Source organism: Stenotrophomonas nematodicola (genome assembly GCF_009467805.1).
Taxonomy (GTDB): domain Bacteria; phylum Pseudomonadota; class Gammaproteobacteria; order Xanthomonadales; family Xanthomonadaceae; genus Stenotrophomonas; species Stenotrophomonas nematodicola.
In genome coordinates this window covers 590,906-610,019 of sequence record NZ_WIAY01000002.1, presented here as the reverse complement: position 1 = coordinate 610,019, position 19,114 = coordinate 590,906, and the positions used below count along the sequence as shown (strand labels likewise).

Annotated in this window: 19 protein-coding genes; 11 read left to right on the top strand and 8 right to left on the bottom strand. The window is 65.7% G+C overall.

What is annotated here, in order from left to right; translation table 11 throughout:
* The first annotated feature begins 9 nt into the window (after nucleotides 1-9).
* Nucleotides 10-1,818: a dihydrolipoyl dehydrogenase gene (lpdA, locus tag GDJ08_RS10235; protein WP_153164810.1), complete on the top strand. Its 1,809-nt coding sequence runs from the start codon at nucleotides 10-12 to the stop codon at nucleotides 1,816-1,818.
* 338 nt (nucleotides 1,819-2,156) lie between these two features.
* Here the strand turns inward: lpdA and GDJ08_RS10230 are convergent, their stop codons facing one another.
* A complete protein-coding gene (locus GDJ08_RS10230; RefSeq protein ID WP_026070584.1) occupies nucleotides 2,157-2,966 on the bottom strand; it encodes a hypothetical protein in 810 nt (269 codons plus the stop codon).
* Nucleotides 2,967-3,516: 550 nt separating this feature from the next.
* Here GDJ08_RS10230 and GDJ08_RS10225 point away from each other — a divergent pair.
* The 9 genes from GDJ08_RS10225 (at nucleotide 3,517) to GDJ08_RS10185 (ending at nucleotide 10,742) form a co-directional block, all read left to right on the top strand.
* Nucleotides 3,517-3,885, top strand: a complete 369-nt coding sequence (locus GDJ08_RS10225) for a hypothetical protein (RefSeq protein WP_026070583.1) — start codon at nucleotides 3,517-3,519, stop codon at nucleotides 3,883-3,885.
* A gap of 31 nt (nucleotides 3,886-3,916) precedes the next feature.
* On the top strand, nucleotides 3,917-4,747 hold the full coding sequence (atpB, locus tag GDJ08_RS10220; RefSeq protein WP_017354884.1) for a F0F1 ATP synthase subunit A: 831 nt from the start codon (nucleotides 3,917-3,919) through the stop codon (nucleotides 4,745-4,747).
* Between the two features lie 66 nt (nucleotides 4,748-4,813).
* Complete coding sequence (atpE, locus tag GDJ08_RS10215; protein WP_017354883.1) at nucleotides 4,814-5,116, top strand: F0F1 ATP synthase subunit C; 303 nt, start codon at nucleotides 4,814-4,816, stop codon at nucleotides 5,114-5,116.
* A 111-nt stretch (nucleotides 5,117-5,227) separates the two neighbouring features.
* Nucleotides 5,228-5,698, top strand: a complete 471-nt coding sequence (locus GDJ08_RS10210; RefSeq protein ID WP_017354882.1) for a F0F1 ATP synthase subunit B — start codon at nucleotides 5,228-5,230, stop codon at nucleotides 5,696-5,698.
* A 3-nt stretch (nucleotides 5,699-5,701) separates the two neighbouring features.
* Nucleotides 5,702-6,229: a F0F1 ATP synthase subunit delta gene (locus GDJ08_RS10205; protein ID WP_017354881.1), complete on the top strand. Its 528-nt coding sequence runs from the start codon at nucleotides 5,702-5,704 to the stop codon at nucleotides 6,227-6,229.
* Nucleotides 6,230-6,273: 44 nt separating this feature from the next.
* Entirely contained in the window at nucleotides 6,274-7,821 is a 1,548-nt protein-coding gene (atpA, locus tag GDJ08_RS10200; protein WP_017354880.1) for a F0F1 ATP synthase subunit alpha, read from the top strand.
* Between the two features lie 78 nt (nucleotides 7,822-7,899).
* Nucleotides 7,900-8,763: a F0F1 ATP synthase subunit gamma gene (atpG, locus tag GDJ08_RS10195; protein WP_017354879.1), complete on the top strand. Its 864-nt coding sequence runs from the start codon at nucleotides 7,900-7,902 to the stop codon at nucleotides 8,761-8,763.
* Nucleotides 8,764-8,801: 38 nt separating this feature from the next.
* Nucleotides 8,802-10,208 (top strand): F0F1 ATP synthase subunit beta, encoded by a 1,407-nt coding sequence (gene atpD, locus GDJ08_RS10190; protein WP_017354878.1) that lies wholly within the window; start codon nucleotides 8,802-8,804, stop codon nucleotides 10,206-10,208.
* Nucleotides 10,209-10,319: 111 nt separating this feature from the next.
* Nucleotides 10,320-10,742: a F0F1 ATP synthase subunit epsilon gene (locus GDJ08_RS10185; RefSeq protein ID WP_017354877.1), complete on the top strand. Its 423-nt coding sequence runs from the start codon at nucleotides 10,320-10,322 to the stop codon at nucleotides 10,740-10,742.
* 63 nt (nucleotides 10,743-10,805) lie between these two features.
* Here GDJ08_RS10185 and GDJ08_RS10180 read toward each other — a convergent pair whose 3' ends face one another.
* Nucleotides 10,806-11,189, bottom strand: a complete 384-nt coding sequence (locus tag GDJ08_RS10180; protein WP_136005233.1) for a GtrA family protein — start codon at nucleotides 11,187-11,189, stop codon at nucleotides 10,806-10,808.
* An 85-nt stretch (nucleotides 11,190-11,274) separates the two neighbouring features.
* Here GDJ08_RS10180 and glmU point away from each other — a divergent pair, with 85 nt between their 5' ends.
* Complete coding sequence (glmU, locus tag GDJ08_RS10175; RefSeq protein ID WP_017354875.1) at nucleotides 11,275-12,639, top strand: bifunctional UDP-N-acetylglucosamine diphosphorylase/glucosamine-1-phosphate N-acetyltransferase GlmU; 1,365 nt, start codon at nucleotides 11,275-11,277, stop codon at nucleotides 12,637-12,639.
* Between the two features lie 37 nt (nucleotides 12,640-12,676).
* Here glmU and GDJ08_RS10170 read toward each other — a convergent pair whose 3' ends face one another.
* The 6 genes from GDJ08_RS10170 to GDJ08_RS10145 all read right to left on the bottom strand — a co-directional run bounded on the left by GDJ08_RS10170 (nucleotide 12,677) and on the right by GDJ08_RS10145 (nucleotide 19,111).
* Nucleotides 12,677-14,017: a sensor histidine kinase gene (locus GDJ08_RS10170; protein ID WP_017354874.1), complete on the bottom strand. Its 1,341-nt coding sequence runs from the start codon at nucleotides 14,015-14,017 to the stop codon at nucleotides 12,677-12,679.
* Entirely contained in the window at nucleotides 14,014-15,354 is a 1,341-nt protein-coding gene (locus tag GDJ08_RS10165; protein ID WP_017354873.1) for a sigma-54-dependent transcriptional regulator, read from the bottom strand. The genes GDJ08_RS10170 and GDJ08_RS10165 overlap by 4 nt, the downstream gene beginning before the upstream one ends.
* Before the next feature lie 79 nt (nucleotides 15,355-15,433).
* Complete coding sequence (locus GDJ08_RS10160) at nucleotides 15,434-15,844, bottom strand: PDZ domain-containing protein (RefSeq protein WP_153164809.1); 411 nt, start codon at nucleotides 15,842-15,844, stop codon at nucleotides 15,434-15,436.
* 1 nt (nucleotide 15,845) lies between these two features.
* Nucleotides 15,846-17,066 (bottom strand): ABC transporter permease, encoded by a 1,221-nt coding sequence (locus GDJ08_RS10155; protein ID WP_026070580.1) that lies wholly within the window; start codon nucleotides 17,064-17,066, stop codon nucleotides 15,846-15,848.
* 16 nt (nucleotides 17,067-17,082) lie between these two features.
* Complete coding sequence (locus tag GDJ08_RS10150; protein WP_136005227.1) at nucleotides 17,083-18,384, bottom strand: ABC transporter permease; 1,302 nt, start codon at nucleotides 18,382-18,384, stop codon at nucleotides 17,083-17,085.
* 7 nt (nucleotides 18,385-18,391) lie between these two features.
* Complete coding sequence (locus tag GDJ08_RS10145) at nucleotides 18,392-19,111, bottom strand: ABC transporter ATP-binding protein (protein WP_017354869.1); 720 nt, start codon at nucleotides 19,109-19,111, stop codon at nucleotides 18,392-18,394.
* Between the last annotated feature and the right edge of the window lie 3 nt (nucleotides 19,112-19,114).

The window sequence follows — 19,114 nt, the reverse complement described above, 5'->3', positions numbered from 1 at the left end:
AGAACACGAATGGCCGCTATTGAAATCAAGGTTCCCGACATCGGCGATTACAGCGATGTGCCGGTAATCGAACTGCTGGTCGCGGTGGGCGACACAGTGAAGAAGGACCAGGGCCTGGTCACGCTGGAATCGGACAAGGCCACGCTGGAAGTGCCGTCCTCGGCCGCTGGCGTGGTCAAGGAAATCAAGGTCAAGCTGGGTGACTCGCTGTCCGAAGGCGACGTGGTGGTCGTGCTGGAGGCCCAAGGCGCGGCTGCCCCGGCTGCCCCGGCTGCCGCTGCGGCACCCGCCCCGGCTGCACCGGCCAGCAAGCCGCCGGTGACCCCCTCGCACCGCGCCCCGGCCGAACCGGCCGCGCCGCAGCCGGCGCTGTCCTCGGGCAAGCCGGCCGACATCGAGTGCAGGATGGTGGTGCTGGGCGCAGGCCCGGGCGGTTACACCGCAGCCTTCCGTTCGGCCGACCTGGGTGTGGACACCGTGCTGGTCGAGCGTTACGCCAGCCTCGGTGGCGTCTGCCTCAACGTGGGCTGCATTCCCTCCAAGGCGCTGCTGCATGCCGCCGCAGTGATCGATGAAGTCGCCCATGCCGGTGATTTCGGCGTTGAATTCGGCAAGCCGACCATCACCCTGGACAAGCTGCGCGGCTACAAGGAAAAAGTGGTCACGCAGCTGACCAAGGGCCTGGCCGGCATGGCCAAGCAGCGCAAGGTGCGCACGGTGCAGGGCCTGGCGAAGTTCGTGTCGGCCAATGAGCTGGAGATCGTCGGCGACGACGGCAAGACCCAGCTGCTGCTCTTCGAGCAGTGCATCATCGCCGCCGGCTCGCAGGCAGTGAAGCTGCCGAACTTCCCGTGGGACGACAAGCGCGTCATGGACTCCACCGATGCGCTGGAACTGGCCGAGGTGCCGGGCAAGCTGCTGGTGGTCGGTGGCGGCATCATCGGCCTGGAAATGGCCACCGTATACGGTGCGCTGGGCAGCGAAGTGACCGTGGTCGAGTTCATGGACCAGCTGATGCCGGGCGCCGACAAGGACCTGGTCAAGCCGCTGGCCGACCGCCTGAAGAAGCAGGGCATCATGGTGCACCTGAAGACCAAGGCGACCGACGTCAAGGCGGACAAGGCCGGCATCACCGTGTCCTTCGAGGCCGCCGTGGAAGGCGAAAAGCCGGGCCTGGAGGCCACCACCTTCGACCGCGTGCTGGTGGCGGTGGGCCGCTCCCCGAACGGAAAGAAGATCGATGCCGAGAAGGCCGGCGTGCAGGTGACCGAGCGCGGTTTCATTCCCGCCGACCGTCAGATGCGCACCAACGTGCCGCACATCTTCGCCATCGGCGACATCGTGGGCAACCCGATGCTGGCCCACAAGGCCACGCACGAAGGCAAGCTGGCGGCGGAAGTGGCCGCAGGCGAGAAGAAGGAGTGGGTGGCGCGGGTGATTCCGTCGGTGGCCTACACCAATCCGGAAATCGCGTGGGTCGGCGTGACCGAGACCGAGGCGAAGGCCAAGGGGTTGAAGGTCGGCGTGGCCAAGTTCCCGTGGGCCGCCAGCGGCCGCGCGATCGGCATCGGCCGTACCGAAGGCTTCACCAAGCTGATCTTCGACGAAGAGACCCACCGCATCATCGGCGGCGCGATCGTCGGTGTGCACGCCGGTGACCTGCTGGCCGAAATCGGTCTGGCGATCGAGATGGGTGCGGAGGCCGAAGACATCGGCCACACCATCCACGCGCATCCGACGCTGAGCGAATCGGTGGCGATGGCCGCGGAAATCTACGACGGCACGATCACCGATCTGTACATGCCCAAGAAGAAGTAAGCGCCCGCCATCTGTTGGTGGTGATGCGTGTTCAATGGAAAAACCCGGCGAAAGCCGGGTTTTTCTGTTCAACAGCAACGTCAACTTCAACTGCGTGGCGCCTCCGTTGTCACGTGGACGCGCGCCGGGCGGCCCATGCCAGGACCGTTGGCGGCATGGATGCCGCCATCGAGCCCCCACGGACGGGTTTACGGCGTGTCCTGGCATGGGCTGCCCGGTGCACTCCCCCCGTACGCCGTGGGCGCCGTGCCTTTGACGTCGCGCGCTTTTGCCGCGCCCAAACGAAAACGCGACAACAGGTCACCCTGTTGCCGCGTTTGGAGAGCCGTTGTTGCAGGTCAGAAGGTGACGCTGATACCGGCCACCGGGCCCTTGAATTCCTGCTTCAGGCCGATGGTGCCGTCGCTGCCCTTCTTGTCGGCGTCGAGCTTGAACCAGTCGTAGCCGGCGAAGAGGCCGAAGTTCTGGGTGAGGCGGTAATCGACGATGGCATTGGCGCGGCTCAGGTCGCCCTTGTAGTCGTCGAAGTTGCCCCAGTCGGTGTTCAGGTACTGGCCCTGGAAGGTGATCATCCACTTTTCCGACGGGGTGAAGCTCAGGCGTGCGCCGACCACCGGGGCCACGCCGTCGGTCTTCTCATCCAGGAAGCGGCCCTGGTACAGATCGCCCACGTCGGCGTAGGCCTTGGTGCTGACCTTGGCGTATTCGGCACCGATCTGCAGGCCCAGGTCGAACGTGTCGGTGTCCACGACCGAATAGTCGTACACCAGGCTGGCCACCTGATACTTCAGCTCGCCCTTGACGAAGCTGCCTGCCGGGACATTGACGCCGCCGAAGCTGATGCCGTCATCCAGCGTTTCGCGGCGATCCTTGTCGTACTTGAAGTAGTTGAACAGCAGGCGCTGGCGGTCGCTGATGCGGAACATCCCGTCCACGCGCGGTTCCCATTCCTTGCCGCCAAGCTTGAAGTCCTCATCGAAGCCCACGTCCTGGCCCGCCACCGTGGTACTGCCGCGGAGCGTGTTGTCCGAATCGATGTTCATCGCGCCCAGGCGCAGCGCGAAGCGGTCGTCGCCCTCGGCGGCACTGGCGGTCTCGGCATGGGTGATCGCAGCCACGGCCAGTGGCAGGGCGAGGAGGGAAAGCATCAGGCGCATCGGTGTGTGTCCTTGCAGTGATTCATTGATGTGACATCACTCTGCCCAGACCGGCGTCCACCATTCGTGAACGTATGGTGGACGCTGTGTGTACCGTTCATGCGCGCGGAATGACCCCCGGTCCGGCGCGGTGGCCGGTACCGTGGTCCAATGGCGTTATGGCGCGGGTCAGGGCAGGACAAGAGGCGGGCGCCGGCGCCACCGCCGCAAAAAAAAGGGTGACCCCGAGAGGGCTTCGGGGTCACCCGGTACTGGCCTGCTCGCGGGACGCCGACGAGGATTCAGGAGCAGGCTGATCGATCAGACCGTGGGGTGCGACCAAAGTTCAATATGCTGCATCGCATCATCGTCCACCCCTGTCCTGACGGGATTGGACCGTCGGTGGAACAGGCCTCTGGGCGCGTCCAACGGGTTGCTCACATCCGGGATGAACAGGGACCGGTTGTCTCTCAAATTGTCCCATTGCTATAATTTGGCGGCTCGACGAGGCGGTTGCTTGCGGCCTCGGCCTTTCCTACTCACAACCATGCAGGACATTCACGTGCTGAACTCCGTTGACGCGGGTCGGCGACTGATGCTGCGCGCAGCGGTTTACCCGCTCGCTGCAGTGGCTGTCCTGGCTCTGGCCCTGCTTCTGTGGGGTGGCCCGAAGGCAGCCCTGGGGGCGCTGGTCTCCGGCGTGGCGGTCTCGGCGGCCGGTTGGGTGGCGGCGCGGATGGCGCTGGGTGGCGGCGTGCAGGCGGCAGGCTCGGCGATGACCCGCCTGATCCTGGCAGTCGTGGCAAAGTGGGTGCTCGTATTCGGCGTCCTGATGGTGGGGTTCCTGGTCTTCAAGCTGCCTGCATTGGCGCTGTTGGCCGGTATCGCCGTCGGGTTGATGTTCCAGGTCCTGGCTCTGGCCAGGCGCTGATCCAATTTATTTAACTCAAGGTTCCGGACACATGGCAGGCGAGGCGCTAACTCCCACCTCCTACATCCAACATCACCTGCAGAATCTTGTGGTGATGCGTGACAGCCCGTGGGCGTTGCATCTGGATACTCTCGCCACCTCGCTCCTGATGGGCCTGGTCATGGTGTTCGGCTTCTGGCTGGCCACGCGCAAGGCGACCGCCGGCGTTCCGGGCAAGTGGCAGGCGTTCGTCGAGATCTGCCTGGAGTTCGTTGACCGCCAGGCCAAGGACACCTACCACGGCACCAGCAAGCTGGTGACCCCGATCGCGATCACGATCTTCTTCTGGATCCTCCTGATGAACCTCATCAAGATGATCCCGGCCGACTTCATCGGTTTCCCGATGAACGCCTTCACCGAGTGGGCGGCAGGCCAGATGGGCGCTGCCCATCCGCATGATTACGCGTTCTGGAAGCCGGTCCCGACCGCCGACGTCAATGCCACCCTCGGCATGTCGATCAGCGTGTTCTTCCTGATGCTGTTCTTCGGCCTGCGCTCCAAGGGTCTGGGCGGCTTCACCAAGGAATTCCTGACCGCGCCGTTCGGCAAGTGGATGCTGCCGTTCAACCTGATCCTCAACATCGTCGAGTGGCTGAGCAAGCCGATTTCGCTGGCGATGCGACTGTTCGGCAACATGTTCGGCGGCGAGATCGTCTTCCTGCTGATCTGGGTGCTGGGCGGTGCCGGTATCGCCGGTGCAATCGCGGGCGGTGCATTCGGCCTGGGCTGGATGCTGTTCCACCTGCTGGTGATTCCGCTGCAGGCGTTCATCTTCATGATGTTGTCCATCGTGTACCTGAGCCTGTCGGAAGACGCTCACTGAGTTCCGCTTCACCCTTCATCCGTTTGTTTCTAAACCCTTAGCTATTCAAAGTTCCAGGAGAAAACCATGTACTTCGCCGTCCTGACCAACCTCGCCCAAGTCCAGAGCTCCACCGTCCTCGCCGTCGGCATCATGATCGGCCTGGCCGCGCTGGGTGCCGGTCTCGGTCTGGCCATCATGGCCGGTAAGTTCCTGGAATCGGCTGCCCGTCAGCCGGAACTGATTCCGGTTCTGCAGGTCCGCATGTTCATCACCGCCGGCCTGATCGACGCCGCGTTCATCATCTCGGTCGCCGTCGGCCTGCTGCTGGCCTTCGCCAACCCGATGATCGGCGAGTTCGTTGCACGCCTGCCGCAGGTTGCTGGTTAATCCAGCAACAGCGAAACGATCAGGCGCCTTGTGCGCCTGATCGCGGATGAAGGATCGGATGCGCCGCCCAGGCGGCCCATCCACCCCGTCACCCCCGATTGAGCGAACCCCATGGATATCGGTTTTACCCTCGTTGCCCAGGGACTGGCGTTTGCCGGTCTGATCTGGATCATCGCGACCAAGATCTGGCCGCCGTTGATGAACGCCATCGAAGAGCGTCAGCAGAAGATCGCTGAAGGCCTCGCCGCTGCCGACCGCAGCCAGAAAGATCTGGCCCAGGCGCAGGAAAAGGTCAACGATGCCCTGAAGGATGCGCGCACCAAGGCCAACGAGATCATCGATCAGGCCCATGCCCGCGCCAACCAGATCGTTGATGCTGCCAAGAACGAAGCCATCGTCGAAGCCAACCGCCAGAAAGAACTGGCCCACGCCGAGATCGAAGCTGCCGCCAACCGTGCCCGTGAAGATCTGCGCAAGCAGGTGTCCGCGCTGGCCGTGAGCGGTGCCGAAAAGCTGCTCAAGCGCGAAATCGACGCCAACGCCCACAAGGCGCTGCTCGACGAGCTGGCATCGGAGATCTGATCGATGAGCCAGGCCCTCACGCTTGCACGCCCGTATGCCCGCGCCGCGTTCGCGACCGCGCGCGACGAAGGCACGTTCGCGCCGTGGTCGGACGCGCTTGCGTTCTCCGCCCACGTAGCTGCCGACCCGCGCGTGGCGGCCCTGCTGTCGAACCCGGAGCTGGAGCGCGACGACGCCGTCGCGTTGCTGGCGCCGGAATCGGCCGGCGAGACCTTCGGTCGCTTCCTCGCCATCCTGGCCGAGGCGCATCGCCTGCCGCTGCTGCCGGAAATCGCCGGCATGTACGACCAGCTGCGCGCCGAAGCGGAACACGTGGTCAAGGCCACGGTGACGTCCGCCACTGAACTGTCCGCATCGGAACTGGACGCCATCAAGGCCGCGCTGCGCAAGCGCTTCGGCCGCGAAGTGGAGGTGTCGACCGCCGTCGATGCGTCGCTGATCGGTGGTGCCGTGATCGATGCCGGCGACGTGGTGATCGATGGCTCGCTCAAGGGCAAGCTGTCGCGCCTGCAGACCGCGCTCGCTAACTGAATTCATTTAACGTCCGGCGTGACCGCCGGCACTAGGACTTGACGATGGCAACCACGCTCAACCCCTCCGAAATCAGCGAACTGATCAAGAACCGCATCGAGAAGGTCAAGCTGGCCGCGGAATCGCGCAACGAAGGCACCGTGACCAGCGTGTCCGACGGCATCGTGCGCATCTTCGGTCTGGCCGACGTGATGCAGGGCGAAATGATCGAACTGCCGAACAACACCTTCGCCCTGGCCCTGAACCTGGAGCGCGACTCGGTCGGCGCCGTGGTGCTGGGCGGCTACGAGCATCTGCGCGAAGGCGATGTCGCCAAGACCACCGGCCGCATCCTGGAAGTGCCGGTCGGTCCGGAACTGCTGGGCCGCGTCGTGAACGCGCTCGGTGAGCCGATCGACGGCAAGGGTCCGATCGCCGCGCAGGCCACCGCACCGGTGGAACGCGTCGCCCCGGGCGTGATCTGGCGCAAGTCGGTCGACCAGCCGGTGCAGACCGGTTACAAGTCCGTCGACTCGATGATTCCGATCGGCCGCGGCCAGCGCGAGCTGGTCATCGGTGACCGCCAGACCGGCAAGACCGCCCTGGCCATCGATGCGGTGATCAACCAGAAGGACACCGGCATCAAGTGCGTGTACGTCGCGATCGGCCAGAAGGCCTCGACCGTGGCCAACATCGTGCGCAAGCTGGAAGAGAACGGCGCCCTGGCCCACACCGTGGTCGTGGCCGCCACCGCGTCCGAATCGGCCGCCATGCAGTACATCAGCGCCTACTCGGGCTGCACCATGGGTGAGTACTTCATGGACCGCGGCGAAGATGCGCTGATCGTGTACGACGATCTGTCCAAGCAGGCCGTGGCCTACCGCCAGATCTCGCTGCTGCTGAAGCGTCCGCCGGGCCGTGAAGCCTACCCGGGCGACGTGTTCTACCTGCACTCCCGCCTGCTCGAGCGCGCCGCCCGCGTCTCCGAAGAGTACGTGGAGAAGTTCACCAACGGTGCCGTCAAGGGCAAGACCGGCTCGCTGACCGCGCTGCCGATCATTGAAACCCAGGCGGGTGACGTGTCGGCGTTCGTGCCGACCAACGTGATCTCGATCACCGACGGCCAGATCTTCCTGGAAACCGATCTGTTCAACTCGGGCATCCGCCCGGCCGTGAACGCCGGTATCTCGGTGTCGCGCGTCGGTGGTGCGGCCCAGACCAAGATCATCAAGAAGCTGTCCGGCGGCATCCGTATCTCGCTGGCCCAGTACCGTGAGCTCGCAGCCTTCGCGCAGTTCGCCTCGGACCTGGATGAAGCCACCCGCAAGCAGCTGGAGCGCGGTCAGCGCGTCACCGAGCTGATGAAGCAGAAGCAGTACGCCCCGATGTCGATCGCCAACCAGGCGCTGTCGATCTACGCCGTCAACGAGGGTTACCTCGACGACGTGCCGGTCAACAAGCTGCTGGCGTTCGAAGAAGGCCTGCACGCGCACTTCGCCAACACCCAGGGCGAGCTGGTCGGCAAGGTCAACGCCACCGGCGGTTGGGACAATGACATCGAAGCGGCCTTCAAGAAGGGCATCGCCGAGTTCAAGACCACCGGCAGCTGGTAAGACGCACGTGCGGCGGGGCTCAACCCCGCCTCACCGTTGAATGCAGCGGGGCTGAGCCCCGCTCTACGGGAATCAAAGATGGCAAGCGGACGCGAAATCAAAACCAAGATCAAGAGCGTGCAGAACACCCGCAAGGTGACGCGCGCGCTCGAAATGGTCTCGGCTTCCAAAATCCGCAAGGCGCAGGAGCGGATGAAGACGTCGCGTCCGTACGCGCAGGCGATGAAGCAGGTGATCGGCCACCTGGCGCAGGCCAGCACCGACTACCAGCATCCGTTCCTGGTCCAGCGCGATGACGTGAAGCGCGTTGGCTACATCGTGGTCTCTTCCGACCGCGGCCTGGCCGGCGGCCTGAACAACAACCTGTTCCGCAAAATGCTCGGCGAAGTCCGCGAGTGGCAGGACAAGGGCGCCGAGATCGACGTGGTGACCATCGGCCAGAAGGCATCCACCTTCTTCCGCCGGGTCAAGGTCAACATGGTGGGTACCGTCACCCACATGGGCGACGTGCCGCACCTGGAACAGCTGATCGGCGTGATCAAGGTGATGCTTGATGCATTCACCGAGGGCAAGGTCGACCGCGTGTACCTGGTCTACAACCGCTTCATCAACACGATGACCCAGAAGGCCAGCTTCGACCAGCTGCTGCCGTTGCCGGCCGCTGAAAAGCAGGTCGCGCACCACGACTGGGACTACCTGTACGAACCCGACGCCGCGACCGTGCTGGAGCACGTGATGACGCGTTACGTCGAATCGCTGGTGTACCAGGCTGTACTGGAAAACGTGGCCTCCGAGCATGCGGCACGCATGGTCGCGATGAAGTCGGCCAGCGACAACGCGAACAAGCTGATCGGAACCCTGCAGCTCGTCTACAACAAGGCGCGCCAGGCAGCGATCACCCAGGAAATTTCGGAAATCGTCGGCGGCGCGGCAGCAGTCTGACGCGCGCAGTCAAAGCATTTAATTTAGAGGATGCAGCAATGAGTCAGGGCAAGATCGTTCAGATCATCGGCGCCGTCGTCGACGTGGAATTCCCCCGCGAGTCGGTGCCGAAGGTGTACCACGCGCTGAAGGTGGACAACACCGAAATCACGCTGGAAGTGCAGCAGCAGCTGGGTGACGGCGTGGTCCGCTGCATCGCGCTGGGCTCCACCGACGGCCTGAAGCGCAACCTGGTGGCCACCAACACCGAACGCGCCATCTCGGTGCCGGTCGGTGCAGGCACCCTGGGCCGCATCATGGACGTGCTGGGCCGTCCGATCGACGAAGCCGGCCCGGTGGCCGCCAGCGACAGCTGGGAAATCCACCGCGAGGCCCCGTCGTACGAAGACCAGTCCCCGGCCACCGAGCTGCTGGAAACCGGCATCAAGGTCATCGACCTGATGTGCCCGTTCGCCAAGGGCGGCAAGGTCGGCCTGTTCGGCGGCGCCGGCGTCGGCAAGACCGTCAACATGATGGAACTGATCAACAACATCGCCAAGGCGCACAGCGGTCTGTCCGTGTTTGCCGGCGTGGGCGAGCGTACCCGTGAGGGCAACGACTTCTACCACGAGATGAAGGACTCCAACGTCCTGGACAAGGTCGCGATGGTGTACGGCCAGATGAACGAGCCGCCGGGCAACCGTCTGCGCGTTGCGCTGACCGGCCTGACGATGGCCGAGTACTTCCGCGACGAGAAGGACGAAAACGGCAAGGGCAAGGACGTGCTGCTGTTCGTCGACAACATCTACCGCTACACCCTGGCCGGTACCGAAGTGTCGGCACTGCTGGGTCGTATGCCGTCGGCCGTGGGCTACCAGCCGACCCTGGCCGAGGAAATGGGCGTCCTGCAGGAGCGCATCACCTCGACCAAGAACGGTTCGATCACCTCGATCCAGGCCGTGTACGTGCCCGCGGATGACTTGACCGACCCGTCGCCGGCGACCACCTTCGCCCACCTGGACTCGACCGTGACCCTGTCGCGTTCGATCGCCTCGCTGGGTATCTACCCGGCCGTCGATCCGCTGGACTCCACCAGCCGCCAGATGGACCCGCTGGTCATCGGCCACGAGCACTACGACACCGCCCAGCGCGTCCAGCAGACCCTGCAGAAGTACAAGGAACTGAAGGACATCATCGCGATCCTGGGCATGGACGAACTGTCCGAAGAAGACAAGCAGGCCGTGTCGCGCGCCCGCAAGATCGAGCGCTTCTTCAGCCAGCCGTTCCACGTGGCCGAAGTGTTCACCGGTTCGCCGGGCAAGTACGTGTCGCTGAAGGACACCATCCGTGGCTTCAAGGCCATCGTCGATGGCGAATACGACCACCTGCCGGAACAGGCGTTCTACATGGTCGGCAGCATCGAAGAAGCGGTCGAGAAGGCCAAGAAGATGGCCGAGAAGGCCTGATGCGGCAGGAACGGGCATGGCCCGTTCCGACCGTGACACGGGGTGGGCCCAGGCCCACCGCTGCGGAAAACCTGCGGTGGGTTCAACCCGCCCCCTAGCGAAGAGAGTTTCATGAGCACCATCCGTTGCGACATCGTCAGCGCCGAGCAGGAAATCTTCCGTGGCGAGGCTACCCTGGTCGTGGCCACCGGTGAGCTGGGCGAACTGGGCATCGCGCCCAAGCACGCCCCGCTGATCACGCGCCTCAAGCCGGGCAAGGTGGTGGTGACCACGCCGAGCGGCGAGCAGTTGGATTTCGCCATCTCCGGCGGCATCCTCGAAGTGCAGCCGCAGGTGGTGACCGTGCTGGCCGACACCGCGATCCGCGCACAGGACATCGACGAAGCCTCGGTCCGCAAGGCCAAGGAAGAAGCCGAGCGCATCCTGGCCAACCGTGGCGAAGCGATGGAAGTGGCCGAAGCCCAGCAGCGTCTGGCCGAAGTCACCGCCCAGCTGCAGGCCCTCGAGCGCCTGCGCAAGAATCTGAAGCACTAAGCGGTAGGGCGCGACGGCGCCCGCTGCGAAGGGAGAACGCCGGCTTGCCGGCGTTTTTTTTTGTCAGCGGTAGACCACGTGCCGCAGCAGCACGAAGGACACCGCCGCCAGTGCCGCTTCGACCAGCGGCTTGGCCAGCCACGCGTTGTGCAGGCCCAGGTGGGTGGCCACCAGCGCCACCAGCACCGTACTGATCGCCGTCAGCAGCAGCCAGACGGCCAGGAAGCGCGCGAAGCGGCGCCAGCCGAGCCGCTGGCGACCCTGCTCGGCAAAGGTGTAGCGGCCATTGAGCCAGAAGCCGAGCAGCATCCCGCCGACGCGGCCGATCAGATTGCCCGGTACCGCGGGCACGCCCAGCGCGGTGGCGCCCACGAACAGCGCCCAGTCCAGTGCCAGCTGGAGCAGGCCGATGGCGAGATAGCTGCTGCCCTGGCGGATCAGGCTCACGGAGTGTTCCGCGCGGAAGGAGTCCACATGTTAACGAGCGTGGCACTAGAATTCGCTTCTACGATTCCCTGGAACGCGATCGACCATGACCCAGCCCCTGCACGTGATCATCCTGGCCGCCGGTGCCGGCAAGCGCATGAAGTCGGCGCTGCCCAAAGTGCTGCAGCCGATTGCCGGGCAACCGATGCTCGCCCACGTGATCGAGGCGGCGCGTGACCTGCAGCCGGCCGCCATCCATGTCGTCTACGGGCACGGCGGTGAGGCCGTGCAGCGTGCATTCGCCGACCAGCCCGACCTGCGCTGGGCCGAGCAGTCCCGACAACTCGGTACCGGACATGCGGTGTTGCAGGCGATGCCCGACGTGCCCGACGCCGCCACGGTGCTGGTGCTGTACGGCGACGTGCCGCTGATCCGTGCCGACACCCTGCGCCATCTGCTGTCCCAGCCTGGACGGCTGGCGGTGCTGGTGGCTGAAGTCGCCAATCCCACCGGGTATGGCCGCATCGTGCGCAACGCCGAAGGCAAGGTCGCCGCGATCGTCGAACAGAAGGACGCCAACGACGAGCAGCGCGCCATCCGCACCATCAATACCGGCATCATCACCGCCGAGTCGACCGCGCTGCGTCGGTGGCTGTCCCAGCTCTCCAACGCCAACGCGCAGGGCGAGTACTACCTCACCGACGTGTTCGCAGCGGCCGCCGGCGACTACACCCCGGCGGAGATGGCGTTCGTGCACGACGCGCAGGAGGCCGAAGGCGCCAACGACCCGTGGCAGCTGTCCCAGCTCGAACGTGCCTGGCAGCTGCGCGCGGTGCGTGCGCTGTGCGCGCAGGGCGCACGCGTGCTGGACCCGGCGCGCCTGGACATCCGTGGCACGGTGCGCGTGGGCAGCGATGTGCAGATCGACGTCAACGTGATCCTGGAAGGCGACGTGGTGCTGGGTGACGGCGTCAGCATCGGCGCGTTCACCCGGCTCAAGGACGTCACGCTCGCAGCCGGCACCGTGGTCAAACCGCATTGCGACCTGGACGGGGTGGTCAGCGAGGGCGCGGCCGACATCGGCCCGTTCGCGCGCCTGCGTCCCGGCACGGTGCTCGCCGAAGGCACGCACGTGGGCAATTTCGTGGAGACCAAGAAGGTGGTGCTGGGCGCGGGCAGCAAGGCCAACCACCTCACCTATCTGGGCGATGCGGTGATCGGCAGCAAGGTCAACATCGGTGCCGGCACCATCACCTGCAACTACGATGGGGTGAACAAGTCGCAGACCACCATCGGCGACCACGCCTTCATCGGCTCCAACAGTTCGCTGGTGGCGCCGGTGGAGATCGGACAGGGCGCGACCATCGCGGCCGGTTCGGTGATCACCCGGACCGCGCCCGAGGGCAAGCTGACCGTGGCGCGTGCGCGCCAGGAGACCATTGATGGATGGAAGCGGCCCGTGAAGCGGTAAGGCGCGACGCCCAACGCGCGTCTCCCCCTGCCGGCGATTACACCGGCAGGAAAACCGCCACGCACAGACCGCCTTCGCGGCGGTTCTGCAGCGAGATGCGGCCGCCGTGTGCCTCGACGATCTCGCGCGTGAGCGCCAGGCCCAGGCCGGTGCCGTTGCGCTTGGTCGAGTAGAACGGCATCAGCGCGTTCTGCAGCACCGCCTCGTTCATGCCCTTGCCGCGGTCCAGGACTTCCAGCCGCACCCACTGCGGCAGGCGGGTCAGCCGCAGCTCGACATCGTCGTTGGGCGGTTCGGCTTCGCTGCAGGCTTCGTGCGCGTTCTTGAGCAGGTTGAGCAGTGCCTGGCCCAACTGGGCGATGTCCACCCGGCTGTGCAGATCGTCGGCAATGGCCTCCATGCGGAACGGAATCTGGTGCTGGAGGCTGGTCAGGAACTGCAGCCACTGCACGTTCTGCAACTGCGGTTGCGGCAGCTTGGCGAAGCGTGCGTAGCCCCGGATGAACCCCTCCAGATGCCGGGCGCGCTCTTCGATGGTGGCGAACACTTCTTCCAGCCGTTCGGTCTTGCCACGCCGGACCAGTTCGCCGCCGGAGTGCGCCAACGAGGCGATCGGTGCCAGCGAGTTGTTGAGCTCGTGGCTGATGACGCGGATCACCTTCTTCCAGGTCTGCACCTCCTGCCGGCGCAGCTCGGCGGTGAGCAGGCGGATCAGCAGAAGATCGTGCGGACGGCCGTTGAGATGGAAGTTGCGCCGCGACAGGTGATAGACCTGCTCGTCGTCCTCGTCGCCTTCCTCTTCGCGGACCGCAAACAGGCTGTCGCCGCCACGCTGGATGGCGTCGCGCAGTTCCACCGGCATGGTCTCCAGCACGTCCTGCATGCGCTGGCCTTCCAGTTTCCAGCCGTGGTGCAGCAGCTTGCGTGCGGCCAGGTTGGAGAACACCACGCGCTGCACGCCGTCGCCGCCATTGGCCAGCAGCAGCATCGATACGGGGGTGTTCTGCACCATCGTGTCCAGCAGCAGCTCGCGCTGGACCAGGCCCTGGCGCTGCTCACGCAGCACGTCGCCCAGGTCGCGGTGCGCCTGCACCAGGTCCCCCAGCTCGTCGTTGCCGGGCCAGTACACGCTGAAGTTGTACTCGCCGTCGCGGTAGCTGCTGGTGGTGCCGGACAGCGCGCGCAGCAGCGAACGCACCGGTGCGGTCGCGCGGCGCAGGCTCCACCACATCAGCGACAACAGCACCACGATGGAAATCGCGGTGACCGCCCAGCCGTGGTCCAGCCAGAACGCCAGGTACCACGGGAATGCGGCAGCCAGGGCAAGCACCGGCAGCAGGCGCAGGAACAGCCGTAAGGTGAATGAGCGCCGCTTCATTCGCGCGGGATGCCGTAACGGTCCATGCGCCGGTACAGCGCCTGGCGGCTGAGCCCGAGTTCGGCAGCGGTCTGGGCGATGATGCCGTGGTTGTGGGCCAATGCCGCTTCGATCCGGCTGCGATCCGGATCCACCGTTGGACTGGCGGCGCGGGGCGCTGCGGCGCGTGGCAGATTGAGATCACCCACCTCGATACGTGGGCCCATTGCCAGCAGGCCGGCGCGTTGCAGCACGTTGCGCAGCTCACGCACGTTGCCCGGCCAGCCGTGCCGCTGCAGCGCGGTGGCTGCCGCCGTGGACAACGGCTTGCCACTGTCCAGGAAACGCTCGGCCAGGGGCAGGATGTCGCCGGGTCGCTCGGCCAACGGCGGCAGCGCCAGCTCGACGGTATTGAGGCGGTAGTACAGATCCTCGCGGAACTGGCCGTCGCGGATCATGGCCGGCAGGTCGGCGTTGGTGGCGCTGATCACACGCACCTTGACCTGGCGTTCGCGGTTGGAGCCCAGTCGCTCGAAGCGCCCGGTCTCAAGCACGCGCAGCAGCTTCATCTGCCCGCCCAGTGACAGGTTGCCGATCTCGTCCAGGAACAACGTGCCGCCGTCGGCGGCCTCGAACTTGCCTTCACGCGCTTTGTTGGCGCCGGTGTAGGCACCCGCTTCGGCACCGAACAGTTCGGCCTCGATCAGCTCGGACGGAATCGCGCCGCAGTTGAGCGCGACGAACGGGCCCTTGGCGACCAGCGAATTGGCCTGGATGATCTCGGCAATCTTCTCTTTGCCGGCGCCGTTCGGGCCGGTGATCAGCACCGGCAGTGCCGAGCGGGCCACCTGGCAGGCCAGATTGACCACGCGCTCGCTGGCCGGGTCGGCTACCACCGCTCCGCGCAGGTCATAACGGGCTTCCAGCGCCGAGCGGTCGCGCAGTTCACGCTCGCGGCGGCGGTCCAGCTCGCGCCGGGTCTCGGACAGCTCCAGCAGATTGTTGACCGTGGTCAGCAGCTTGCGGTCGTCCCACGGCTTGGCCAGGTAGTCGGCCGCGCCGGCCTTGACCAGGTCCACCGCACTGCTGAGGTGCGTCCAGGCAGTGAGCAGGATCACCGGCAGATCCGGATGGCGGGCGCGTATCTGCTCGAACAGCGCTTCGCCTTCCTCACCGGAGGTGGTGTCCTCGGTGAAGTTCATGTCCTGGATCACCAGGTCGACCGGCTGCTGTTCCAGCAGGGCCAACCCGGCCTCGGGCGACAGCGCATGCAGCGCATCGATGTCGTGCAGGGAGAACAGCACCTCCAGCGCGGTGCCGACGCTGGCGTTGTCGTCAATGATCAGAATCGAAGGCATGCGTCATCGGGGGCCGGTAAGTGGGATCAAGAGTACCGGAGCGCCGGGCCAACGTGCAGACGGCCCGGCGCGGGCCACCTCAGCCGCGCGGGCTGGGCGGCGGAGGCGGTGCCGGCGGTGCCGGCGCATCGACAGGCACCACGTTGCGCCACGCGGCGGTATTGACCTCCACGGTGGCCTCGCTGCCGCGGCGCAGCACCGTCACCGGCAACCGGGTGCGGCTGCTGCGGGCCAGCACCTCGCTCACATCGTCGATCCGCCGCACCGGCCTGCCGTCCACACGCAGAATCCGGTCGCCGCTGCGGACGCCGAAGTAGCCATCCGGTTCGGTGGTGGTGACGCGCACGATGCCGTTGCTGGCATCCACCACCAGATGGTGGTCGGTATCGCGCCACTCCAGGCGCGCGGTCTCGGTCTGGGCGGCGGCCACCGCCGGGGCGCTGGCCAGCAGAAGGCTCAGCAGCAGGGGCGCGATTCGGGTCTGGCGCATCTCAGGCACTCCGGGTGGCAACGGCAGGAGGAACGGCGGCGGCGCGGCGTGCCGGGCCGAAGACGGCGATCTGGCCCAGCAGCCACAGCAGCACCGCGCCGATCGGCAGGTAGCTGAGGGGCATGCGCGGCAGCTCGTAGTTGTTCATCAGGTACAGATTGATCGTGTAGGCCATCAGCATGCCGAGCACGATGCCCACCGTGGCCAGCAGGAAGTTCTCCGTCTGGAAGTAGCGCAGGATCTGGCTGCGGGTCGCGCCCAGGGCACGACGGATGCCGATCTGCTTGGTGCGCTGCTGCACCCAGAAGCTGGCCAGACCGACGATGCCCAGGGCGGTCACCACCAGCAGCGCGACGCACACGGTGATGAGCAGGCCCACCATCGCACGGTCGTTGGCGAAATACTTTTCGCGCTGCTCCTGATAGGTGACCTTGGCCCGCACCAGTCGGCTTGAATCGACCCGTTCCAGTGCGGCGACGGCAGCCTTGATCACTTCGTCGCGTCGTGCCGGGTCGGTGACGCGGATCAGGTAGAAGCCCATGTCGTAGGACATGCGCACCGGCAGCAGCATCGAGTCATGCGTATCGCCGTTGACCCGGGTCGGGCGGCCCAGCTCCTTGACCACGCCGGTAACGCGCAGCGGGGAGCGGCCGCTGTAGATCGTCTTGCCGAGCGCATCGCCATCCGGATACAGCTTGTCGGCGGCAGACTTGGTCAGAATCACCGAGCTGCCCGTGGTTTCTGTGGTCGGATCGCTGACCACGTCCTGGTACTCGCGATACTCGCCGGGCTGGAAATCGGTGCCGGCGATCAGTTCCAGGCCGAGCGTGTCGACCGTCCCTTCCCGGGCAAAGTACTGCGACGCGTTGAGCGTGGGGCGCTCCTGGTCGGGAACGCGCGACAGGCTGGTGTTCCAGGAGTTGTTCCGGAACGGCAGCTGGTTGATGGCCACTACGCTCTTGACGCCCGGCACGCTCTGCAGCGCGGCCAGGTCTTCGCGGGTACGCGCCTCGACGTTGACCTGCTTGCCGATGCCGCCGAGGCGCACTTCCACCAGTTCATCCTCGGCGATGCCGCTGGGTTGGTTGATGGTCTCGATGCGTTGCCCGATCAGGAACAGCGCGTTGCAGACAATCGCGCAGGTCAGCGCGATCTCCAGCACGATCAGGGCGGCGGCGGTCTTGTGCCGGCGCAGTGTGGTGAGAATGGGGCGGATATCCATCATGTGCTCCGGATCCTTACTGCGTTTTGAGTTGGATGGCGGGGGCGACCTGCATGGCGCGCAGCGCAGGCAGGAAGCCGGCCAGCAGGCTGGCCACCAGGGTCAGCGCGAAGGTCAGCAGCAGCATCTGTCCATCCAGCGTGGCCAGCTTGGCGTACTCCACCGGCTGCTGGCGTACCGCATATAGGCCGAGCGCGGCCAGCCCGAGGCCGAGCACACCGCCGGCCAGGCCAACCGTGCCGGCTTCGACCAGCGACTGCAGGAAGATCTGCGCGCGGCTGGCACCCAGAGCACGGCGCACGCCGATCTCGCCGCTGCGACGCAGGAACTTGGCCAGCAGCAGGCCGACGGTATTGATCAGGCAGACCAGCAGGAAGCCCATCGCAAGCCAAAGCTGCAGCCGCACATCGCTGGGGACCACCTGCTTGTAGTCCAGCCATTCCATGACGTTGCGCAGGCGGACGTTCGGCGGGCGCTGGAAGCGACCGGCGGCCTTCTGCTGCGCGGAATAGTTGTTCAGGTAGGCCCGGTAGTCATCGGCATCACCGGCCGAGGGCAGCTCGACCCAGTACTGCAGCCACGTGCACGGCGCATTGATCCCGGTCTCATCGCCATTGGAGTTGCCCCAGCAGTTCATGTTGCCGTTGCGACCGAGCTTGAGATCCATCGCCGTGGAGAACGGCAGATAGACGTCTTCGCTGCCGCCATACCGGCCGGTCTCCAGATCGTAGAAATGCGGGTTCGGATTCCATTCGTCGAGCACGCCGACCACGGTGAAGGCCGTGGCATCCATGCGGATTGTCCTGCCGATGCTGTCGGCCCCGTCGAACAGCTTCTGGTTGAGCGTGCGGGAAATCACCGCCACGCGGCCACGGCCCTCATCCTCATTGGCCGACCATGCGCGGCCATACAGGAAGGGCGTGTCAAACATCGCAAAGAAGTCGTTGGAGGTGTAGCGCGCATCGGTATCGAAGGGACGCAGCGCGGCCTTGTCCGGTTCGATCGTGACCCCGCCGCCGGTCATCACCGCCTGGTGCTTGGCCTGGCGTTCGCGCAGCAGTGCTTCGGCATCGAAGCGCGTCATCTGGTCTTCGGGCTCTTCGCCGGGCTGGTAGCCCAGCATCGTCCGCGGATCGACCTGCACCGAGAACAGGCGGTCGCTCTTGTGCGGAATCGGGTCGCCGGACAGGACATGGAACACCGTCAACGTGGTCATCGAGGCGCCGATGCCGAGCGCGATGGCGAGCACCATGAGCGCGGTCAGCACGCGGTTGCGCCGGAAGCTGCGCAGTGCCAGTCGGAAGTAGTAGGCGAGCATGGTGGCCTCAGTCGTTGGCGGTAGCGACGGCGACGCGCGGGGTGGCCAGCACCGGATCCCGCAGCAGATCGGTGGCCTGGCCGTCCACGATGTGCACGTTGCGCTGCGCGCGCGCGGCCAGCTCGGGGTCGTGGGTCACCATGACGATGGTGGTGCCGGCTGCATTGATCTCTTCCAGCAGCTCCATCACGCCGCGTGCCATCTGGCTGTCGAGGTTGCCGGTCGGTTCGTCGGCCAGCAGCAGGCGGGGGCTGCCGGCCAGCGCGCGCGCGATGGCCGCACGCTGCTGCTGGCCGCCGGACAGTTCGGCCGGGTAGTGCTTCATGCGCGAGCCCAGACCCACCTGCGTCAGGGCATGCTCGATGCGCTGCCTGCGCTCGGCGGCCGGCATGCCGCGGTAGCGCAGCGGCACGTCCACGTTGTCGAACAGGTTGAGGTCGGAGATCAGGTTGAAGCCCTGGAAGATGAAGCCGATCTTCTGGTTGCGCAGGCGGCTGCGCGCGTCATCGCCCAGCGTGCTCACGTCCTGGCCGTCGAGCAGGTAGGTGCCGCTGGTGAAGGTCTCCAGCAGGCCAGCGATGTTGAGGAACGTGGTCTTGCCCGACCCAGAGGGCCCGGTCACGGCGACAAACTCGCCTTCGCGGACGTGCAGGTCCAGCGACCGCAGGGCATGGGTTTCCACCTGTTCGGTGCGGAACACTTTGGCGACCGAGCGCATCTCGAGCATGAC